Origin of the sequence: Leeia sp., from assembly GCF_041909055.1 — a bacterium.
GTDB classification, from domain to species: domain Bacteria; phylum Pseudomonadota; class Gammaproteobacteria; order Burkholderiales; family Leeiaceae; genus Leeia; species Leeia aquatica.
In genome coordinates this window covers 37,783-55,705 of sequence record NZ_JAYREC010000007.1, presented here as the reverse complement: position 1 = coordinate 55,705, position 17,923 = coordinate 37,783, and the positions used below count along the sequence as shown (strand labels likewise).

The following is a 17,923-nucleotide window of genomic DNA, read 5'->3' as shown; positions in this document are numbered from 1 at the left end:
GCAGCTCAGCTCCGGTAATCCGCGTTGATCTTCACATAGTCATAGGAGAAATCGCAGGTCCAGACGGTGCTGCGTGCCGAACCCCGGTTCAGCACCACCCGGATCAGGATTTCGGCCTCCTGCATCACCGCCTGGCCGTCCTCTTCACGGTAGCTGCTGGCTCGGCCACCGTGCTCGGCCACCAGCACCTTGCCCAGATAGACTTGCAGCGCGCTGGTGTCCAGATCCGCCAGACTGGCGCATTCGCGTGGTGCATAGCCAATCGCCGCCAGGATCCGCCCCAGATTGGGGTCGGAAGCAAAAAACGCCGTCTTGACCAGCGGTGACTTGGCGATGGCGTAGGCCACCGCCTTGCACTCCTCCAGCGAGCGCCCGCCTTCCACCGCCACCGTCATTAATTTGGTCGCGCCTTCGCCATCACGCACAATGGCCTTGGCCAGAAACTGTGCCACCTCACGCAGCGCCGTGTAGAGCTGCTCCAGTGCCAGGCCCGGCTGTGCAATCAGGGCATTGCCCGCCTGGCCCGTCGCCATCACGATGAAGGAATCGTTGGTTGAGGTATCACCATCCACCGTGATGCAGTTGAAGGACTCATCTGCCAGACGGCGCGTCATTTCCTGCAGCAAACCGGGGGCCACGGCCGCGTCGGTCGCCACATAACCCAGCATGGTCGCCATATTGGGGTGGATCATGCCTGCCCCCTTGGCGATACCGGTAATGGTGACGGTCTTGCCATCCAGCTGCAGCTGGCGCGACATCGCCTTGGGGGCGACATCAGTGGTCATGATGGCGTGCGCTGCCTCGTACCAGTTGCCCGGCTGCAAGCGGCTCACAGCTTGTGGCAGCCCGGCCAGCAGGCGGTCCATCGGCAAAGGCTCCAGAATCACCCCGGTCGAGAACGGCAGCACGGCCTGCGCCGGCACATCCAGCAGCTCGCCGACGCGCTGGCAGGTCGCCAGTGCATCACGCAAGCCCATTTCGCCCGTACCGGCGTTGGCGCAGCCGGTGTTTACCACCAGCGCCCGCGCCGGGCGCTGCGCCAGATGGTCCTGACACACGGTGACAGGCGCGGCGCAGAAACGGTTACGGGTAAACACCCCGGCCACCGCCGTGCCTTCTGCCAGGCGCATGACCAGGACATCCTTACGGCCCGGTTTCTTGATCCCGGCTTCCGCCCAGCCCAGTTCAACACCGGGCACCGGCAGCAGGTCGGCAGGTTGCAAGGTCGGCAAGTTCACCGGCATGGTCAGCGCACTCCAGAAAGGGTTGAGTTCAGCACCACTGCATCCTGCAATGGCAAGATTAAGCTTCGGATTGTAAACGAAAATCCTGCTGCATCGCGGCCGTTGCCTGCAGGATTTTTCGGATCGGCTGCGGCAAGCCCAGTTGCAAGGCATCCGGCAGGGTAAACCAGCGCCCATCAAGCGGCGGAGGCGCGGCCTCCGGCCACACGCTCAGACAGGGGCTGATCTGCAAGCGGAAGTGGGTAAACACGTGGGTAAAGGCGGGTAAATGCTGCCGCGGCACCGCGCCGGACAGCACCGCAATCTCGTCATCCCCGGCATACTCCGGCAAACACCACAGCCCGCCCCACAACCCCTGCATGGGCCGCTGTTGCAGGCACACCTGATCACGCCACAGGCACACCCATAGCGCCACTGCACGCTCTGGCTGGGTTTTGCGTACCTTGGGGCGGGGCAACTGCTGCTGCAAACCCTGCGCATGCGCGGCACAGCTGCTCTGCAATGGGCAATCGTCACAACGCGGCTGGCGGCGGGTACAGCGCAAATTACCGAGGTCCATGCAGGCCTGGGTGTAGGCCACCATCTCGGCATGGCTGGCATCTGCGGGCACCAGGGCCTGTGCCTGCTGCCACAGCTGCTCATGCACCCGCTTCTGGCTCAGGTCCGCATCCAGCGCCAGCCACCGCGCCAGCCAGCGTTTGACGTTGCCATCCAGAATGGCCACCGGCGCGCCCCAGCTGAAAGCCGCAATGGCGTGCGCCGTCGAGGGGCCAATGCCGGGCAAGGCCTGCAGGCCTTCCGGCGTGCGCGGAAAGCCGCCCAGCGCCACCACCTGCTGTGCGGCGCGATGCAGGTTACGGGCGCGGGCGTAATAGCCCAAGCCGCTCCACAACGCCAGCACGGCATCCGCGGGGGCCACCGCCAGCGCTTCCACATCCGGAAACGCCGCCAGAAAGCGCTCGTAATAGCCGATGACCGTTGCCACCTGTGTCTGCTGCAGCATGATTTCGGACAGCCATACCCGGTAAGGGTCCGCCGACTGCTGCCACGGCAAGCCGCGCCGTCCATGCTGACGTTGCCACGCTACCAGTTGCTGGAACACTGCCGACATGCTGCATCCACCTCATTTCAGACCGCTGCGATGGTAGCACACCCTGTCGCGAGCACTTGTATAGACAATTTTTTTCTCCTATACTGCACGAACTTGTCTATACAGGATGCCATCATGACCGAACTGACCCTCCACCCCGGCCACCTGACCCTGGCGCAACTGCGGCAGGTCGCCCGCAGCCGGACGACCCTCAAGCTGGCGGCGGACGCTGTTCCGGTCATTGAAGCCGGTGCGCAGGCGGTAGCTGCGATTGTCGCCAAAGGCGAGCCCGCTTACGGCATCAACACTGGTTTTGGTCGCCTGGCCAGTACCCATATCCCGAACGATCAGCTGGAGCTGCTGCAGAAAAATCTGGTGCTGTCGCACGCCGTCGGCGTGGGTGAGCCGATGTCGGCCCCGGTGGTACGCCTGCTGATGGTGATGAAACTGTCGTCGATGGCGCGCGGCCACTCCGGTGTGCGCCTGCGTGTGATTGATGCCCTGATCCGCCTGTACAACGCCGACGTGCTGCCGCTGATCCCGGTCAAAGGCTCGGTGGGTGCATCCGGCGATCTGGCCCCGCTGGCGCATATGGCAGCGGTCTTGCTGGGGGTGGGTGAGGTATTTATTGAAGGTCGCCGCTGCAGCGCCGTGGAAGGCCTGCGTCACATCGGTTGTGAACCGATGACGCTGGCCGCCAAGGAAGGGCTGGCCCTGCTCAACGGTACCCAGGCTTCCACCGCGCTGGCCGTCAAACATCTGTTCGACATTGAAGACCTGTACCAGACCGCGCTGGTGTCTGGCGCGCTGTCGGTGGACGCGGCGGCCGGTTCGGTCAAGCCGTTTGACCATCGTATCCACGCCCTGCGCGGCCACCAGGGCCAGATCGACGCTGCGGCAGCCTACCGCACGCTGCTGGATGGCTCCGACATCAACCTGTCGCACCGTGAATGCAGCAAGGTGCAAGACCCTTACTCCCTGCGCTGCCAGCCACAAGTGATGGGCGCCTGCCTGGACCAGATTCGCCACGCCGCCAGCATCCTGCTGACCGAAGCCAATGCGGTATCCGACAACCCGCTGGTGTTCCCGGACACGCTGGAAGTGCTGTCCGGTGGCAATTTCCACGCCGAGCCGGTGGCGTTTGCTGCAGACAATCTGGCGCTGGCCGTGGCCGAAATTGGCGCGCTGTCCGAGCGCCGGATTGCGCTGTTGATCGACGCCACCCTGTCCGGCCTGCCACCCTTCCTGGTCAAGGATGGCGGTGTGAACTCCGGCTTCATGATTGCACACGTCACCGCAGCGGCACTGGCCTCGGAAAACAAGACACTGGCCCACCCAGCCTCCGTCGACTCGTTGCCGACTTCCGCCAACCAGGAAGACCATGTGTCAATGGCGACTTTTGCCGCCCGCAAGCTGGGGGACATGGCCGAGAACACGGCCAACATCCTGGCCATTGAACTGCTGGCGGCGGCACAAGGGGTGGACATGCACGCACCGCACATCACCAGCCCGCGCCTGCAAGCCGTGATGCAACAGGTGCGCAGCCAGGTACCGCATTACGATATCGACCGCTACTTTGCACCGGACATAGCAGTCACCCAGCAACAGGTCAGCGCCGCCGTATTTGCCGCGCACAGCCCGTTCCGCTTTGCTTCGCAGGGCTGACCATGAGCGTCCCGGCTTACCAGCAGATCAAGCAGTTCATCCTCGACCGCATCCATAGCGGCGCGTGGAAGGAAGGCGATCTGGTGCTCTCCGAGAACGAGCTGGCCCGCCAGTTCGCGGTGGCCCGCATGACGGTGAACCGGGCGCTGCGCGAATTGACCGCCGAGCAGGTGCTCACCCGCCTGCAAGGCGCTGGCACCTTCGTAGCGCAACCCAAGTACCAGTCCACGCTGGTGGAGATCCGCAGCATCGCGGAAGAAATCACCGCACGCGGTCACCGGCATGAAAGCGTGGTACTGCAGCTGGACGCGATGGTGGCAGACGATGCCCTGGCGCTGGAGCTGCAAGTCAAGCCACGCTCACCACTGTTTCACTCGCGCCTGCTGCATCTGGAGAATGGGCTGCCGATCCAGCTGGAAGAGCGCTGGGTCAACCCGGCACTGGCACCGGAATATGCGGCCCAGGATTTCAGCCTCATCACCCCCAATGAGTATCTGGTGCGGGTGGCCCCGCTGCAGAAAGTGGAGTACCGCATTGAAGCCCGCAGTGCCGACGCGGCTTGCCGCAGCGCACTGAAGATGGACGCCCATGAACCTTGCCTGCTGCTGCACCGCCGCACCTTTTCACAAGGCCAGGTGGCCTCACTGGCCGACCTGTGGCACCCCGGCAGCCGTTATCAGTTTACCGGCCACTTCTGAGCCGAACCCGAAAGGACCCTGACATGACCGACCCACGCCATGATCCCAGCCGCATCATCCAGGCCCCACGCGGCAACACCCTGCATTGCAAGAGCTGGCTGACCGAAGCCGCGTACCGCATGCTACAGAATAATCTGGACCCGGAAGTGGCCGAGCATCCGCAATCGCTGGTGGTGTACGGTGGCATTGGCCGCGCCGCCCGCAACTGGGCCTGCTTCGACCAGATTCTGGCCTCGCTGCGTACGCTGGAAGACAATGAAACCCTGCTGATCCAGAGCGGCAAGCCGGTCGGTGTGTTCCGCACCCATGCCGACGCACCGCGCGTGCTGCTGGCCAACTCCAATCTGGTGCCGCACTGGGCCAACTGGGACCACTTCCACGAGCTGGACCGCAAGGGCCTGATGATGTACGGCCAGATGACGGCCGGCAGCTGGATCTACATCGGCAGCCAGGGCATCGTGCAAGGCACCTATGAAACCTTCTACTCCGTCGCCAACCAACACTTCGACGGCAACCCGCGCGGACGCTGGATTCTGACCGGCGGCCTGGGCGGCATGGGCGGCGCACAGCCGCTGGCCGCCACCATGGCCGGTTTCTCCATGCTGGCGGTGGAATGCGACGAGTCGCGCATCGACTTCCGCCTCAAGACCCGCTATCTGGACCGCAAGGCCACCACGCTGGACGAAGCCCTCGCCATTATCGACGAAGCCCGCCGCAACGGTCAGGCGCTGTCGGTCGGCCTGCTGGGCAACGCCGCCGACGTGTTCACCGAGCTGGTGGCGCGCGGCATTACCCCGGACTGCGTCACCGACCAGACCTCGGCGCATGACCCGATCAATGGCTACCTGCCGCAGGGCTGGACCATGGCGCAGTGGAAAGCCGCCCGCAACGATAATCCGCAAAGCATTGTGCAACCAGCCAAGCAGTCGATGGCGGTGCAGGTCCGCGCCATGCTCACCTTGCAGGAACGCGGCGCGGCCACCCTCGACTATGGCAACAACATCCGCCAGATGGCACTGGAAATGGGCGTGGACAACGCCTTCGACTTCCCTGGCTTTGTGCCCGCCTATATCCGCCCACTGTTCTGCGAGGGCAAGGGTCCGTTCCGCTGGGTGGCGCTGTCCGGTGATCCGGAAGATATCTACAAGACCGACGCCAAGGTCAAGGAACTGATCCCGGATGACCCGCACCTGCACAACTGGCTGGACATGGCCCGTGAACGCATCGCCTTCCAGGGGTTGCCTGCACGTATCTGCTGGGTCGGCGTCAAGGATCGTTACCGCCTTGGGCAAGCCTTCAACCAGATGGTCAAGAACGGTGAGCTGAAAGCACCCATCGTGATCGGGCGCGATCACCTTGATACCGGCTCGGTGGCCAGCCCCAACCGGGAAACTGAGGCCATGATGGATGGCTCGGATGCGGTGTCTGACTGGCCGCTGCTGAACGCCCTGCTGAATACGGCAGGTGGCGCCACCTGGGTGTCGCTGCACCACGGCGGTGGCGTCGGCATGGGCTTCTCGCAGCACTCCGGCGTGGTGATCGTCTGCGATGGCAGCGATGCCGCGCACGAGCGGCTGGGCCGGGTGCTGTTCAATGATCCGGCCACGGGCGTGATGCGACATGCCGATGCCGGTTACCCGCTGGCACAGCAAACCGCACGCGAAGCGGGCTTGAAGCTGCCGATGCTGGGCAACGCGGGCTGACGTGCTGTACTGGCAAACCATTCCATACCACCGCCTCACGCCCACCCCGTGGAAAAACGGGGGCGGGCTGACGCGGGAGATCGCCCGCTTTCCGGCCAACAGCAGTCTGGACGACTTTGAATGGCGCATCAGCAGCGCCGAAGTTGCGGCCAGCGGGCCGTTCTCCCGCTTTCCTGGGGTGGACCGCCACTTGCTGTTACTGGATGGACAACTCCAGCTGCAGGAGGAAGCGGGGCCGGTGCAGACACTGTCGCCGGATAGCCCGGCCCATGTTTTTGCCGGTGAGGCCAGCATCACCGCCACCCTGCCCGGCGGCCTAGTATGCGATTTCAACCTGATGCTGCGGCGTGGACGCTGGCACGGCAACCTCACCAGCACGCAGCAAACCTGTGCGCTCGAGGTCAGTGGCACGGTCCTGTTGCACGCCACCGCAGCGCCTTGCATCATTACCCTGCCCCGCGCCCAACAGCCGATGCCGGGAACCGAGCCCCCCAATCTGCCACAGACCGTGCTGCTACACCCAGGGGACAGCTTGCTGTGCTGGAGCCGTAATGACACGCCAACCCTGCAGCTGCACCCGGCTGGGCGATTGATCATCGCCCAGCTTCATCGATGTGGAGATCACGATGTCGAATGACAGCTTCCTGCTGCGCCATGTCCATCTGGCCACCTTTGCACCGGAGCAAGCCGACTACGGCCTGCTGCCAGATGCCGCCCTGTGGGTGCAGGATGGCCACATCGCCTGGCTGGGCGCCGAGCAGGACCTGCCCGCTGGGCTGCCCGATTGCCCGGAACAGGATGGTCAGGGTGCCTGGCTGACGCCGGGCCTGATCGACTGCCATACCCATCTGGTGTACGGCGGCAATCGTGCCCACGAGTTCGAGCTGCGCCTGCAGGGGGCCAGTTACGAGGAGATTGCGCGCGCCGGTGGCGGTATCCGCTCCACCGTGCAGCATACTCGCGCAGCCGATGAAGCCACGCTGCTGCAATCCGCATTGCGGCGGCTGGATGACCTGCTGGCGGAAGGCGTCACCACCGTCGAGATCAAGTCGGGATACGGGCTGTCCCGCGATGACGAAACGCGCATGCTGCGAGTCGCCGGACAACTGGCGCAGGCTCGAGCAGTAACGGTACAGCGCACCTGCCTGGCGGCCCACGCGCTGCCGCCCGAGTTTGCGGGGGATGCCGACGGCTATATCGACGCGATCTGCCAGTGGCTGCCGCAGTGGCACGCCGAAGGGCTGGTTGACGCAGTGGACGCCTTTTGTGAAAACATCGGCTTCAGCCCGGCGCAGACCGAGCGCCTGTTTCAATGCGCGCAGCAACTGGGCTTGCCGGTCAAACTGCATGCCGAGCAGTTGTCTGATCAGGGTGGTGCGGCGCTGGTCGCCCGTTACCATGGTCTCTCGGCAGACCATCTGGAGTGGCTGAGCCCCCAAGGCATTCAAGCCATGGCGCAGCAGGGCACGGTCGCCGTACTGTTGCCGGGCGCTTTCTATTACCTGCGCGAAACCCGCCTGCCGCCAATAGACGCGCTGCGTGCCGCCGGGGTGCCGATGGCCGTTGCCACCGATTGTAATCCGGGCACCTCGCCGATGACCTCGCTGCTACTGGCCTTGAACATGGCCTGCACCCTGTTCCGCCTGACACCTGCTGAGGCACTGGCGGGCGCCACCCGTGAGGCCGCGCGTGCACTCGGTCTGCTGCACGATCGGGGCACGCTGGAGGTGGGCAAGCGGGCAGACCTGGCACTCTGGGCCATCCATCACCCGCGCGAACTGGTCTATACCTTGGGCGCCAGACCGCTGTTGCAACGCTGGGTGGCCGGACAGGCCAGTTAAAAAGGAATCTTCATGTTTCAGCATACCGATTTCAAACTATGGCAAGGCCGGGTGGATGACGAAGAAGGGGAGCGCGCACTACGCTGGCACCAGCAAGTGCAGGCACTGCAGGCCGGGGCTGCGCCCGGCTTCGCCCTGCTCGGCTTTGCCTGTGATGCCGGCGTCGCGCGCAACCAGGGCCGCACCGGCGCCAAAGCCGGGCCGGACCTGATCCGCAAGGCACTGGCCAATCTGGCCTGGCACCACCCGCAGCCGGTCTATGATGGCGGTAGCGTGGTATGTGAAGGCGACGCGCTGGAAGCGTCGCAAGCACTGCTGGGCACACATGTCGCTACAGCCATGGCGGCCCGGCACACCCCTATCGTGCTGGGCGGCGGCCATGAGATCGCCTGGGGCAGCTGGCAAGGACTGGCGGCACATGCAGCAAGCCTGGCACAGCCTCCGCGAATTGGCATCCTCAACTTCGATGCCCATTTTGACTTGCGGCAAGCGGCACGCGCCAGCTCCGGCACCCCGTTCCGCCAGATCGCGGAAGACTGCCAGGCACGCGGCTGGCCCTTCCATTACGCCTGCCTGGGGGTGGCCGAAACCGCCAACACCCAGGCGCTGTTTGCCCGCGCTGAGTCACTCGGCGTCTGGTGGCGGACCGACCAGCAGATGCTGATCAGCCAGCTGCCCGCTATTCGTGCGCAGCTGGAAACATTTCTAGCCGAGGTCGACTGGTTATACCTGAGCATTGATCTGGACGTGCTGCCCGCAGCGGTGGCGCCCGGCGTTTCGGCACCCGCTGCGCACGGGGTGGAGCTACCGGTGATCGAGGCCCTGCTGGATGACATCCTGCGCAGCGGCAAGCTAAAGCTGGCCGATCTGGCCGAATTCAATCCGCAGCATGATCAGGACCACCGTACCGCCAAAGTGGCAGCCCGTCTGGTCTGGCTACTGGCACGCGGGGTTTGAAGGTGATCAACGGTCGCTACTCCGTAGCCAAAGGGAATTGACAGAATGCGACGAACAAGCGACATTCCCCCCTTCCTTTCAGCGGTACGCAACCATGTTTGACCTGCGAGAACTTCCCAGCCATGACACCATGCTGCGCTTTGCCCGCAGCTATCCGGACTTGGACATCAGTGCGCTGGAAAGCTGGCTGACTTTGCTGCGTACCGCCAGCGATGAGGTCCACGCGTTTGAGACCTTTCTGTCGCAGTATGGTGTGTCGCCCACCAAGTTTTTCGTACTGCTGTTGCTCAAGCGGCACCCGGACGGGCTGACCCCCTCCCGCCTGGCGCAGGGGGTGGATGTGTCGCCGCCGACCATGACCGGTATCGTCGAGCGCCTGGCCCGTGACGGGCTGGTGGCCCGGCTGGATACACCGGTCGATCGTCGCAGCGCACTGGTTTGCCTCACCCAGGCCGGCAGTGATCTGATGGACACCCTGCTGCCACCGCACTACGCGCGGATTGCCCGCCTGTTCACCCGTCTCAACGAGGAAGAGCGCATGCAGTTGCGCCAGCTGCTGGCCAAGCTGCGTCCACCCGTTTCGGACTCCGAGTAAGCCGGCAAGCGGCGCTACCCGATTGACATGTCGCACGCGTTTGATCAAGCGTGCGCTCAATCTGTCCGTTCCTATTCTCAAGCCTTTTTGATTGCATTAGACTTGCCCCGGAAAGCCAACATCGGGACCAACACCGGTGAAGCAACCGACTGATCACCCTTCGGGTGTGCGTCAGGCATAACAAAGACATAGAGTGAGGATACACACGATGCGCTTGCGACATCTTGTCAGCTTGCTGGCTGCCTGCAGCCTGACCGCAACCGGCGTTTCAGCCGCCCCTGCTGCCGCCCCCGCCGGCAAACCCGACATCATTGTAGGTCAAGTCGTCGATCTGACCGGCTCGGATGGTCATAGCGGCAATGAGTATGTAGTCGGTGCCAAAGCTTACTTCGATGAGGTCAATGCCAATGGCGGTGTGTTTGGTCGCCAGATCAAGCAAGTGGTGATCGACAGCAAAGGCAGTGCACCCAAGGCTTTCCAGGCTACCCAGCAACTGATCGACACCGACAAGGCCGATGTCCTGTTTGGTTATACCGGGACCGCTGCCGTGTCGCTGGTGGTGCGCAGCAAGCTGCTGCAAAAGAACAATATTGCCCTGGTTGCCCCGCTGACCGGTGCCGATGCACTGCGCGCCACAGCCAGCGATGTGGCCATGCCGGACTCGGAAGGCTTTGTGCCCCAGCTGTTTCACCTGCGCGCCAGTTACAGCCAGGAAGCCCGTAAACTGGTGAAGCAGGCCATCAACTTGGGCATGAAGAAAATCGCAGTATTCTATGCCGACGATGCCTTCGGCAAGGGCGGGCTGAAGGCGGTGGAGGCCGAACTGGCCAAGCGCAACATGACACTGGTTGCCAAGAGTGCCTATGACCCGCGCAAGCTGGATGTCAGCGAGCCGGTGCTGATGCTCTCCCGGGCGCAACCGCAAGCAGTGATCATGGTGTCGGAAACCCAGGCTACGGCAAACTTCGTCAAACAGTTCCGCGGCAAGATGACCGGTACCCAATTGATGGGCCTGTCGGTGGTGAACCCCAAGGTGCTGATCCGTGAGGCCGGCATCGAGAACGTACAAGGCATTGGTCTCACCGTGGTGGTACCCAACCCCTACAACCCGGTCACCATCATTGCGCGTGAGCACAAAGAGATGGTGACGCCGTATCAGAACCAGGCCGAACTCTCCTACAACACCATGGAAGGCTATCTGGCAGCCAAGCTGCTGGTGGAAGGCCTCAACCGGGCCGGTGCGCAAATGAACCGGGAGAAGATCCAGCGCGCACTGGAGTCCATGGGCAGCGTGAGCCTGGGGGGATACGAGATCAACTACTCGCCCACAGACCACCGTGGTTCCAGCTATGTGGACATGGCGGTGATCAATAAAGACGGCAAGCTGCTGAACTGATCGCGCGGTCAGGCTCTCCTCCCCCCTTAAGCCGCCCCAGCCGGGCTGGCGGAGTACTCATATGCGTAAACTCATTACCCTGGCCATCCTGACCGGCAGCCTGTGCTCGCCGGTATGGGCAGACGATATCCTCATCGGCCAGGTGGCCGACATGACCGGTCCGGAAGGGGCCTGGAGTACCGACTTCACCAATGGTGCCAAAGCCGCCTTTGACCAGATCAACGCTCAGGGTGGCATTAACGGCCGCAAGCTCCGCCTGGTCACGATCGACACCAAGGGTCAGCCTGGCAAAGGCGTGACCGCCACCGAGCAACTGATCGAGAAAGACAAAGTGCAGGTCTTGTTCGGCTTTACCGGCTCTGCGCAGATTGAGCAGATCGCGCGACGCAAGGTCTTGCAGAAAAATGGCGTGTCCCTGTTTGCGCCCTTGTCGGGCTCGGACATGATCCGTGGCATTGCCAATGGCAGCGGAGACAGCCGCGATGTCTATGTCCCGGAGATGTTCCACATTCGTGCCAGCTATAGCCAGGAAGCCCGCAAGCTGGTGAAACAGGCGATCAATCTGGGCATGACCCGGATTGCCGTGTTCTATGCCAACGACAGCTTTGGCACGCGAGGCCTGGAGGCGATTGAGGCCGAGGTGGGACGCAAGAAGCTGGCGCTGGCTGCCAAAGGTAATTATGACCCCAACAAGAATGAGGTCACCGAGGCCGTCAACCAGATCAGCCAGGCACAACCGCAAACCGTGATCATGGTGGCAGATGAAGCCAATACTGCGCGTTTTGTGAAGGCCATGCGTGCACGCATGCCCGGCTTGCAGCTGCTGGGGCTCTCCCTCATCAGCCCGCAGCAGCTGATCCGTGATGCTGGCCTGGAAGCCGCGCAAGGCGTTGGGCTCTCGCAGGTGGTACCCTCGCCCTTCAACAGCACCACACCGGTGGCCCGTGCTTATCGTGATGCCGTAGCCCGCAATGGCAGCAAGGAAATCACCTACGCCGGCCTGGAAGGGTATCTGGGCGCACGTAGCCTGATTGAAGTCCTGCAGAAAGCCGGTGCGCAGTGGAGCCCCGACAAACTGAGCAAGATTGCCGAATCCATGGGCAGCATGGACTTGGGTGGCTACACCATTGAGTACAGCACGGGCGACCATCGCGGCTCCAGCACCGTAGACATCGCGGTCATCAGCAAGGATGGCAAGGTATTGAATTAAACGGTACAACCGCCACTATGCAAAAGGCCCACCATACGGTGGGCCTTTTGCATGGCAAGGTGCCGCTTATTTGCCCAGCAGCCCCTTCAGCTTGTCTTTCAGCTTGGCCTTCTCGGCATCTTCTTTCTGTTTCAGCTTGGCTTTCTCGTCTGCCAGCTGCTGTTTGACCTTGTCCTGCTCGGCCTGCAATTGCGCTTTGGCTTTCTCTTCCGCCGCCTTGGTATCAATCTTCAGCTTGTTTTCCAGTAGTTGCTTGGCCAGCGCGCCGTAATCCACGGTAAACGTGGGCGCGGCAAAGGTGCCACCAATTTTCACCGGCACGGTGACACCGCCCAGCGCACCCGCATCCTTTTTGTACTCCACCCCGGCCAGCAGCCCGTAGTCTATGGTCTGGGCAGGCAGATTGAAGTGGCCCTTGCCGCTACCCTTGAGCAGGGGGCCGACCATGCTGAGGTCGTCGTTCTGGGCAACACCATTGTGAATATTGAAGCTGGCGGACAGATCGGAGAACTCGGTCTTGGCGTTGGACTTGGCTTCCGGCTTGGCCTTTTCCCGCATCTGGTTGATGGAAGACTGCGCCTTCTGCACGGTATCGACAATGCTGATACCCTTGATGGCCCCATTCTGCACCCGCACCTTGCTGTTGCCATTCAGAGTGGCCAGCCACTGTGGCACAGTGCGACCACTCATGCTGAGGGTACCGGACAGGTTGCCGGTACCGGTGACTTTATCCTCGCCACTGACGGTTTTCATCAGGGTGCCGACGGACACCCCGCTGAACTGATGCGTCAACGACAGCACCGGTTGTGCCCCAAAGCGTGCCGATGCACTACCTTGCAGCTGGCCTTCCAGCAGCTGGGCAGAGAACGGGTCCAGCCGCCAGTTGCCGGGTTTGGCGTCAAAGTGCAGCTTGAGGTCATTCACCACCCACGGTGCCTTGCTCAAACGACCGATGCGAATGTCCGCCACCCCGCTCAGCTTGTGGAACAAGGGCAGATCCGGCAGCACAACACCGCCACCCTGGGCTGGCGCCACCGGCCCGGGCTTCGACGGTGGCAGATAGCGATTCAGATCCAGCGCATCCAGCGAAGCGTCCAGCTTGAAGGCCGGGATGCCACTGAAACCCTGCAATGACGCTGCCAGTTTCAGCGCCGAGGCATCCAGTACGCCGTTAAGCTGTGTATCCAGTTGCTGGGCCGCCAGATTAGTCTGCAACTGGCCCGCCAGCTTCCAGCTCAGCGCGGGCGCGCCGGGCAAGACAGCCTTGCCCTGGGTGGATAGGCCTGTCAGACGCAGCAGCTCGGGCTTCAGGTTCGGGCTTTGCTTCAGTATCACTTGCAGCGCAGCATCCAGCCGCATTTCCAGCCCGTTGCCGCCCATTTGGCCATGGGTTGTCAGCGCCACCTGTTTGGCCTCAATCTGCTGCAGGCTGCCCGACAGGCCCGAGATGCTGCCTTGGAGCACCATATTGTCCTTGCCTTGGGCAAAGTTGGCTTTCAGCTGAATGGTCTGCCCGCTGACCGCCGCTTTTGTTGCTTTCAGGCTAGGGGCCTGCACCGAAGCGCTCAGCTTTCGCCCAGCGCCTTCTTGTGCGAACTGCATGTCCAGTTTATCCACCAGCAATTCCGCTGGGGTGACCCGCAGTTTGGGTGCCCGCACGGCAGCGCTGAGCTGCTGTCCTTGTCCTTGCTGCTTCAGCTCGGCATCCAGCTGCTCCACCAGCAATTCGGTCGGGGTGGCCTGCAGCTTGGGCAGCTTGAGTGCCACGTGGCGTGTCAGCCCTTCTGCGGACTGATCCAGCAACACCTCCAGCTGATTGGCGGCCAGTTGCTGTGCCTCGTAGTGAGCGTCCCCCGTCACCTTGAGCGCCAAACCCTTTTGCTGCTGGGCGCTGCCATTAAAGGTCAGCAGCAGGCCTTTTGCATCCAGCGCTTTGGTAGAGGCTTGCATGGCGAGTGTACCACTCAGGCCCAGCTTACCCTCCACCAGCGCGGTGGGGCCCTCCAGCGTTCCGGCGCTCAGCTGGGTGTCCAGCTTGAGCTGCGCCCCTTTCTCCGGGTCTATATCGGTCGCTTCCAGATTCAGGCCCTGCACACGAGCCGTCTGCTTGCTCACCGCATCCTGCCAGTCCAGCTGCGCCTGGGTCAGCGTCAGCCTGGCCATTTGCAGCGAGAACTTGCGCTCTTCCCCGGCGGGCTTGGGTTTTGGTTGCATCAGGTCGTCGATGTTCAGCTTGCCTTGCTCATCCCGGCGCAGATGCAGCTGCAGGCCATCCACCGTCACCGCATCCACCTCCACCCGCCGATCCAGCAAGGGCATCAGGCGCACCCCGGCACGCAACTCGGTGAGCCGTGCAAACTCGTCCGGCTTCTGGTATTCCGACAGCGACACATCATGCAGCTTGAGGCCAATGTTCGGAAAAATCACCAGCTCGATCTTGCCGCCGATCTTCAGCTCACGCTGCGTCTGGTCACGCACGGCCGTGACGATACGATCCTTGTAATCATTCGGATCAAAGGTGGCAAACAGGATGCCGATGCCCACCGCCAGCAGCACCAGCAAAATCCCGAACCCGATTGCAATCCGCTTTACCCAGCGCATGCCCATTTACCCTCACACTCAAATACCGACAGCCCGTGCTGCCCCATGCCAACAGTCTAACGGAAGACGGGTCTACTGACTGCAAAACTTCGTCACGTCTCAGTGCAGTTGCTCCCTAGCAGACAATAAAAAACCCACAGCCAGGCTGTGGGTTTTTCGAGGCCGCCAAGTCTCAACCCAGCAAGCCCTCTTCCTTCATGGCCGCCTGCACCGCAGGCATCGCAGCAGCGCGCTGCAGGAAGGCGCTCAAGTTTGCAAACTGCTGGGTATCCATATTCACATAGCGTGCCCAGCCGCTCACCACAAACAGATAGGCATCGGCCGCAGTGAACGTCTCGCCGGTCAGCCAGGTCTTGCCTGCCAGCTGCTGATCCACCCATGCAAACTTCTTCAGCAGGGTGGCATGGTGGTAAGCCTTGGTGGCCTCATCCGCCGCCGGGTTGAACATTGGGCTGAAGCCCTTGTGCAGCTCGGAGGTAATGTAGTTCTGCCACTCCATCACCCGGTAGCGCGCCATGCTGCCCGCCGCAGGCATCAGCGACACCTCACCCGCCCGATCTGCCAGATACTGCACGATGATTGGCCCTTCAGTCAGCACGCTGCCATCATCCAGCTGCAATGCCGGTACACTGCCCTTGGGGTTGATCTGGAAAAAATCTCCACCATCCGGCGTCTTGTACTTGCTCACCTTCACCAGTTCAACATCCTGATTGGTGGCCTTGATGATGATATGCGGCACCAGCGAGCAGGCGCCAGGGGCGAAATACAGTTTCATGGCAATGACTCCTTGCAACGGGATGAAGGGCTACCATAGCAGGCGGGCCGTTCTGCCGCAATCTGCACCTTGCAAGCCGGGCTGAGCAGGTCCTCGAGCTATAAAAAAAGCCAACCGCTTCCGGTTGGCCTTTTGGACAGGCATGCGCTGTCAGAATTCGCGTTGGAGCGGGCGATGGGAATCGAACCCACGGCACAAGCTTGGGAAGCTTGGGTATTACCATTATACGACGCCCGCGAAGGATGGGTATTGTACGACAGGCAGTCCGTCATGCACAAGGGACGAACAGAGCCATTGACAGCATCGCATATAAATTCTATAAAGCGCTTGCTTGGTTGACGCGAGGTGGTGGCATGAATCCCCTGTTCCGCAAGCTGGCCCTGTATGTTGCTGCCCACCCTAGGCTGGCGGCACGCGTCATGAAGCTGGGCTTTAACTGGTTTCCGGCCATCCGCCGTACCGGTGGACGCATCACCCACGTCTCGCCCGATGTCCGGCATGTCCGGGTCACCTTGCCTCTGAATTGGCGCACCCGCAACATCAATGGCACCCTGTTTGGCGGCAGCATGTTTGCCATCACCGACCCGATCTACATGAGCCTGCTCTATTTCAATCTGGGCAATGACTATGTGGTGTGGGACAAGGAAGGCAGCATCCGTTTCAAGCGCCCTGGCAAACGCACCCTGTACGCCGACTTCAGGCTGGACGATGCCGAACTGGCTGCCGTGCGAGAGGCATTGACACAAAAGCCGGAGATTGACCGCCACTATCGTGTACCACTGGTGGACGCGGAAGGACAGGTTTACGCGGAAATTGAGCGGGTGCTATACATTGCACACCGCCATGTCTATGAGTCCAAACTGGCGGCGCGACGGGCGGAACCGAAAGCAGCTGGCTAACGGTTGCCCTCAAGGAATCTGGTGCCGGGTATGCATTCCGCTCCCCCGGCCCGGAGCGGTGCGGCGTCTGGCGCCGGTTACACGGGCGCAACATTAGCAGGCGAGCATGACAGGTTCATGACACGGATCAGTGCGATCCCCACCTATAATGTGTCATGCCCTTCCATGGAGCACTGCCCATGCCTTCACCCGCCCTGCCCGGCGCCTTGATCCCGCTGCAGTACCATTACCACATGCTGAGCGATCAGGCACGACTGGGGGCTTTTCAGCAAGCCATTGCCGCCGTGATCCAGCCAGGGCAAGTGGTACTGGAGCTGGGCTGTGGCACCGGCGTGCTGTCGTTTTTGGCTGCGCAGCGTGCCCGGACAGTGTTGGCGGTAGAGCTGCTACCTGAAATGGTCAACACCAGTCGGCATTTGCTGGCCCAAAATGGCGTAGCGGACCGAGTAGAGGTCATTCACGCGGATGCGCATGACTATCTGCCGCCCGAGCCGGTGGATGTGGTTATCTGCGAGATGCTGCACAGTGCGCTGCTGCAGGAATCCCAACTCTCTGTCATGCGCACGTTCTGTCAGCGCTATCAGGCACACTTTGGCAACCTGCCCCGCTTTCTGCCTGAGGCTACCTTGCTCGGCGTGCAGCTGATTGAACAGCAGTACGATTTTGCTGGTTACCACGCACCGGTCCCGCTATTTCGCCAGGCCGACAGCCTGGACGAGCACGTCCGGCTTCGCTCCGAGGCACAGTGTGTCTTGTCACTGGATTATCGGCAGCCCTTGCCAGCGTCCATGCAGTGGGCACATACCTTTCACATTGAGCAGAGCGGCCTGTGTAACGCGTTGAGGCTGATCACCAAGCATTTGCTCGCCATCTTGCCGGACACTGCACGCAGCATCGACTGGCACAGTCAGTACCTGCATTGGCCCCTGCCCAAGCCGATGCACCTGCAGCCCGGCATGAAACTGACAATACGTGCGAACTACGCAGCCGGTGCACCGGTTATGGCGCTGACACAAGGCTTGCAGATCGAGGTTCACTAAGGCCTGCCCGATTGTTGTGATTTCACGACAATTTGAAATATGAACATAAGTTTACAACCCAGCAGTGCATCCACCCCGAGAAAATTTTCATAAAATCTATATCCCTATGTTTTATATGGACATTTAACATGCCATAGACATTAAAAACCATCAGGTCAGCAAGTCACTTTCATGCCCGTTGCATGGATATCGATATGGTAATAACAAAT

General features: G+C 61.8%; 15 protein-coding genes and 1 tRNA gene. 11 read left to right on the top strand and 5 right to left on the bottom strand.

Annotated features, from left to right (window positions below):
- Positions 1-5: 5 nt before the first annotated feature.
- Both argJ and mutY read right to left on the bottom strand, forming a co-directional pair.
- On the bottom strand, positions 6-1,244 hold the full coding sequence (gene argJ, locus ACE3O2_RS16280) for a bifunctional glutamate N-acetyltransferase/amino-acid acetyltransferase ArgJ (protein WP_168878579.1): 1,239 nt from the start codon (positions 1,242-1,244) through the stop codon (positions 6-8).
- A gap of 58 nt (positions 1,245-1,302) precedes the next feature.
- Complete coding sequence (mutY, locus tag ACE3O2_RS16275; RefSeq protein ID WP_374339309.1) at positions 1,303-2,355, bottom strand: A/G-specific adenine glycosylase; 1,053 nt, start codon at positions 2,353-2,355, stop codon at positions 1,303-1,305.
- Between the two features lie 114 nt (positions 2,356-2,469).
- On the opposite strand from mutY, the gene hutH reads away from it, so the two are divergent.
- The 9 genes from hutH (at position 2,470) to ACE3O2_RS16230 (ending at position 12,399) form a co-directional block, all read left to right on the top strand.
- Positions 2,470-3,999 (top strand): histidine ammonia-lyase, encoded by a 1,530-nt coding sequence (hutH, locus tag ACE3O2_RS16270; RefSeq protein ID WP_374339307.1) that lies wholly within the window; start codon positions 2,470-2,472, stop codon positions 3,997-3,999.
- 2 nt (positions 4,000-4,001) lie between these two features.
- Positions 4,002-4,697: a histidine utilization repressor gene (gene hutC / locus ACE3O2_RS16265; protein ID WP_374339305.1), complete on the top strand. Its 696-nt coding sequence runs from the start codon at positions 4,002-4,004 to the stop codon at positions 4,695-4,697.
- A 23-nt stretch (positions 4,698-4,720) separates the two neighbouring features.
- Entirely contained in the window at positions 4,721-6,400 is a 1,680-nt protein-coding gene (gene hutU / locus ACE3O2_RS16260; RefSeq protein ID WP_374339302.1) for a urocanate hydratase, read from the top strand.
- Between the two features lies 1 nt (position 6,401).
- Positions 6,402-7,037 carry a HutD family protein gene (locus ACE3O2_RS16255; protein WP_374339299.1) on the top strand — a complete coding sequence of 212 codons (636 nt, stop codon included), beginning with the start codon at positions 6,402-6,404 and terminating at the stop codon, positions 7,035-7,037.
- The gene (hutI, locus tag ACE3O2_RS16250; RefSeq protein WP_374339297.1) at positions 7,027-8,241 is read left to right on the top strand and encodes an imidazolonepropionase; all 1,215 of its coding nucleotides are present in this window, start codon (positions 7,027-7,029) and stop codon (positions 8,239-8,241) included. Before ACE3O2_RS16255 ends, hutI begins: the two co-directional genes overlap by 11 nt.
- Before the next feature lie 12 nt (positions 8,242-8,253).
- Positions 8,254-9,198: a formimidoylglutamase gene (hutG, locus tag ACE3O2_RS16245; RefSeq protein ID WP_374339295.1), complete on the top strand. Its 945-nt coding sequence runs from the start codon at positions 8,254-8,256 to the stop codon at positions 9,196-9,198.
- A 94-nt stretch (positions 9,199-9,292) separates the two neighbouring features.
- The gene (locus ACE3O2_RS16240) at positions 9,293-9,793 is read left to right on the top strand and encodes a MarR family winged helix-turn-helix transcriptional regulator (RefSeq protein ID WP_168878587.1); all 501 of its coding nucleotides are present in this window, start codon (positions 9,293-9,295) and stop codon (positions 9,791-9,793) included.
- A 208-nt stretch (positions 9,794-10,001) separates the two neighbouring features.
- On the top strand, positions 10,002-11,189 hold the full coding sequence (locus tag ACE3O2_RS16235; RefSeq protein ID WP_374339293.1) for an ABC transporter substrate-binding protein: 1,188 nt from the start codon (positions 10,002-10,004) through the stop codon (positions 11,187-11,189).
- Between the two features lie 61 nt (positions 11,190-11,250).
- Entirely contained in the window at positions 11,251-12,399 is a 1,149-nt protein-coding gene (locus ACE3O2_RS16230; RefSeq protein WP_374339291.1) for an ABC transporter substrate-binding protein, read from the top strand.
- A gap of 66 nt (positions 12,400-12,465) precedes the next feature.
- Here ACE3O2_RS16230 and ACE3O2_RS16225 read toward each other — a convergent pair whose 3' ends face one another.
- From ACE3O2_RS16225 to ACE3O2_RS16215, 3 genes are all read right to left on the bottom strand, one after another.
- Positions 12,466-15,000 carry an AsmA family protein gene (locus ACE3O2_RS16225; RefSeq protein WP_374339289.1) on the bottom strand — a complete coding sequence of 845 codons (2,535 nt, stop codon included), beginning with the start codon at positions 14,998-15,000 and terminating at the stop codon, positions 12,466-12,468.
- 172 nt (positions 15,001-15,172) lie between these two features.
- A complete protein-coding gene (gene gstA / locus ACE3O2_RS16220; RefSeq protein ID WP_374339287.1) occupies positions 15,173-15,775 on the bottom strand; it encodes a glutathione transferase GstA in 603 nt (200 codons plus the stop codon).
- Between the two features lie 163 nt (positions 15,776-15,938).
- A tRNA-Gly gene (locus ACE3O2_RS16215) sits at positions 15,939-16,012 on the bottom strand.
- Between the two features lie 116 nt (positions 16,013-16,128).
- Here ACE3O2_RS16215 and ACE3O2_RS16210 point away from each other — a divergent pair.
- Both ACE3O2_RS16210 and ACE3O2_RS16205 read left to right on the top strand, forming a co-directional pair.
- Positions 16,129-16,674: a DUF4442 domain-containing protein gene (locus tag ACE3O2_RS16210; RefSeq protein ID WP_374339285.1), complete on the top strand. Its 546-nt coding sequence runs from the start codon at positions 16,129-16,131 to the stop codon at positions 16,672-16,674.
- Between the two features lie 179 nt (positions 16,675-16,853).
- Positions 16,854-17,714, top strand: coding sequence for a methyltransferase domain-containing protein (locus ACE3O2_RS16205; RefSeq protein ID WP_374339283.1), 861 nt, complete (start codon positions 16,854-16,856; stop codon positions 17,712-17,714).
- Positions 17,715-17,923 lie beyond the last annotated feature (209 nt).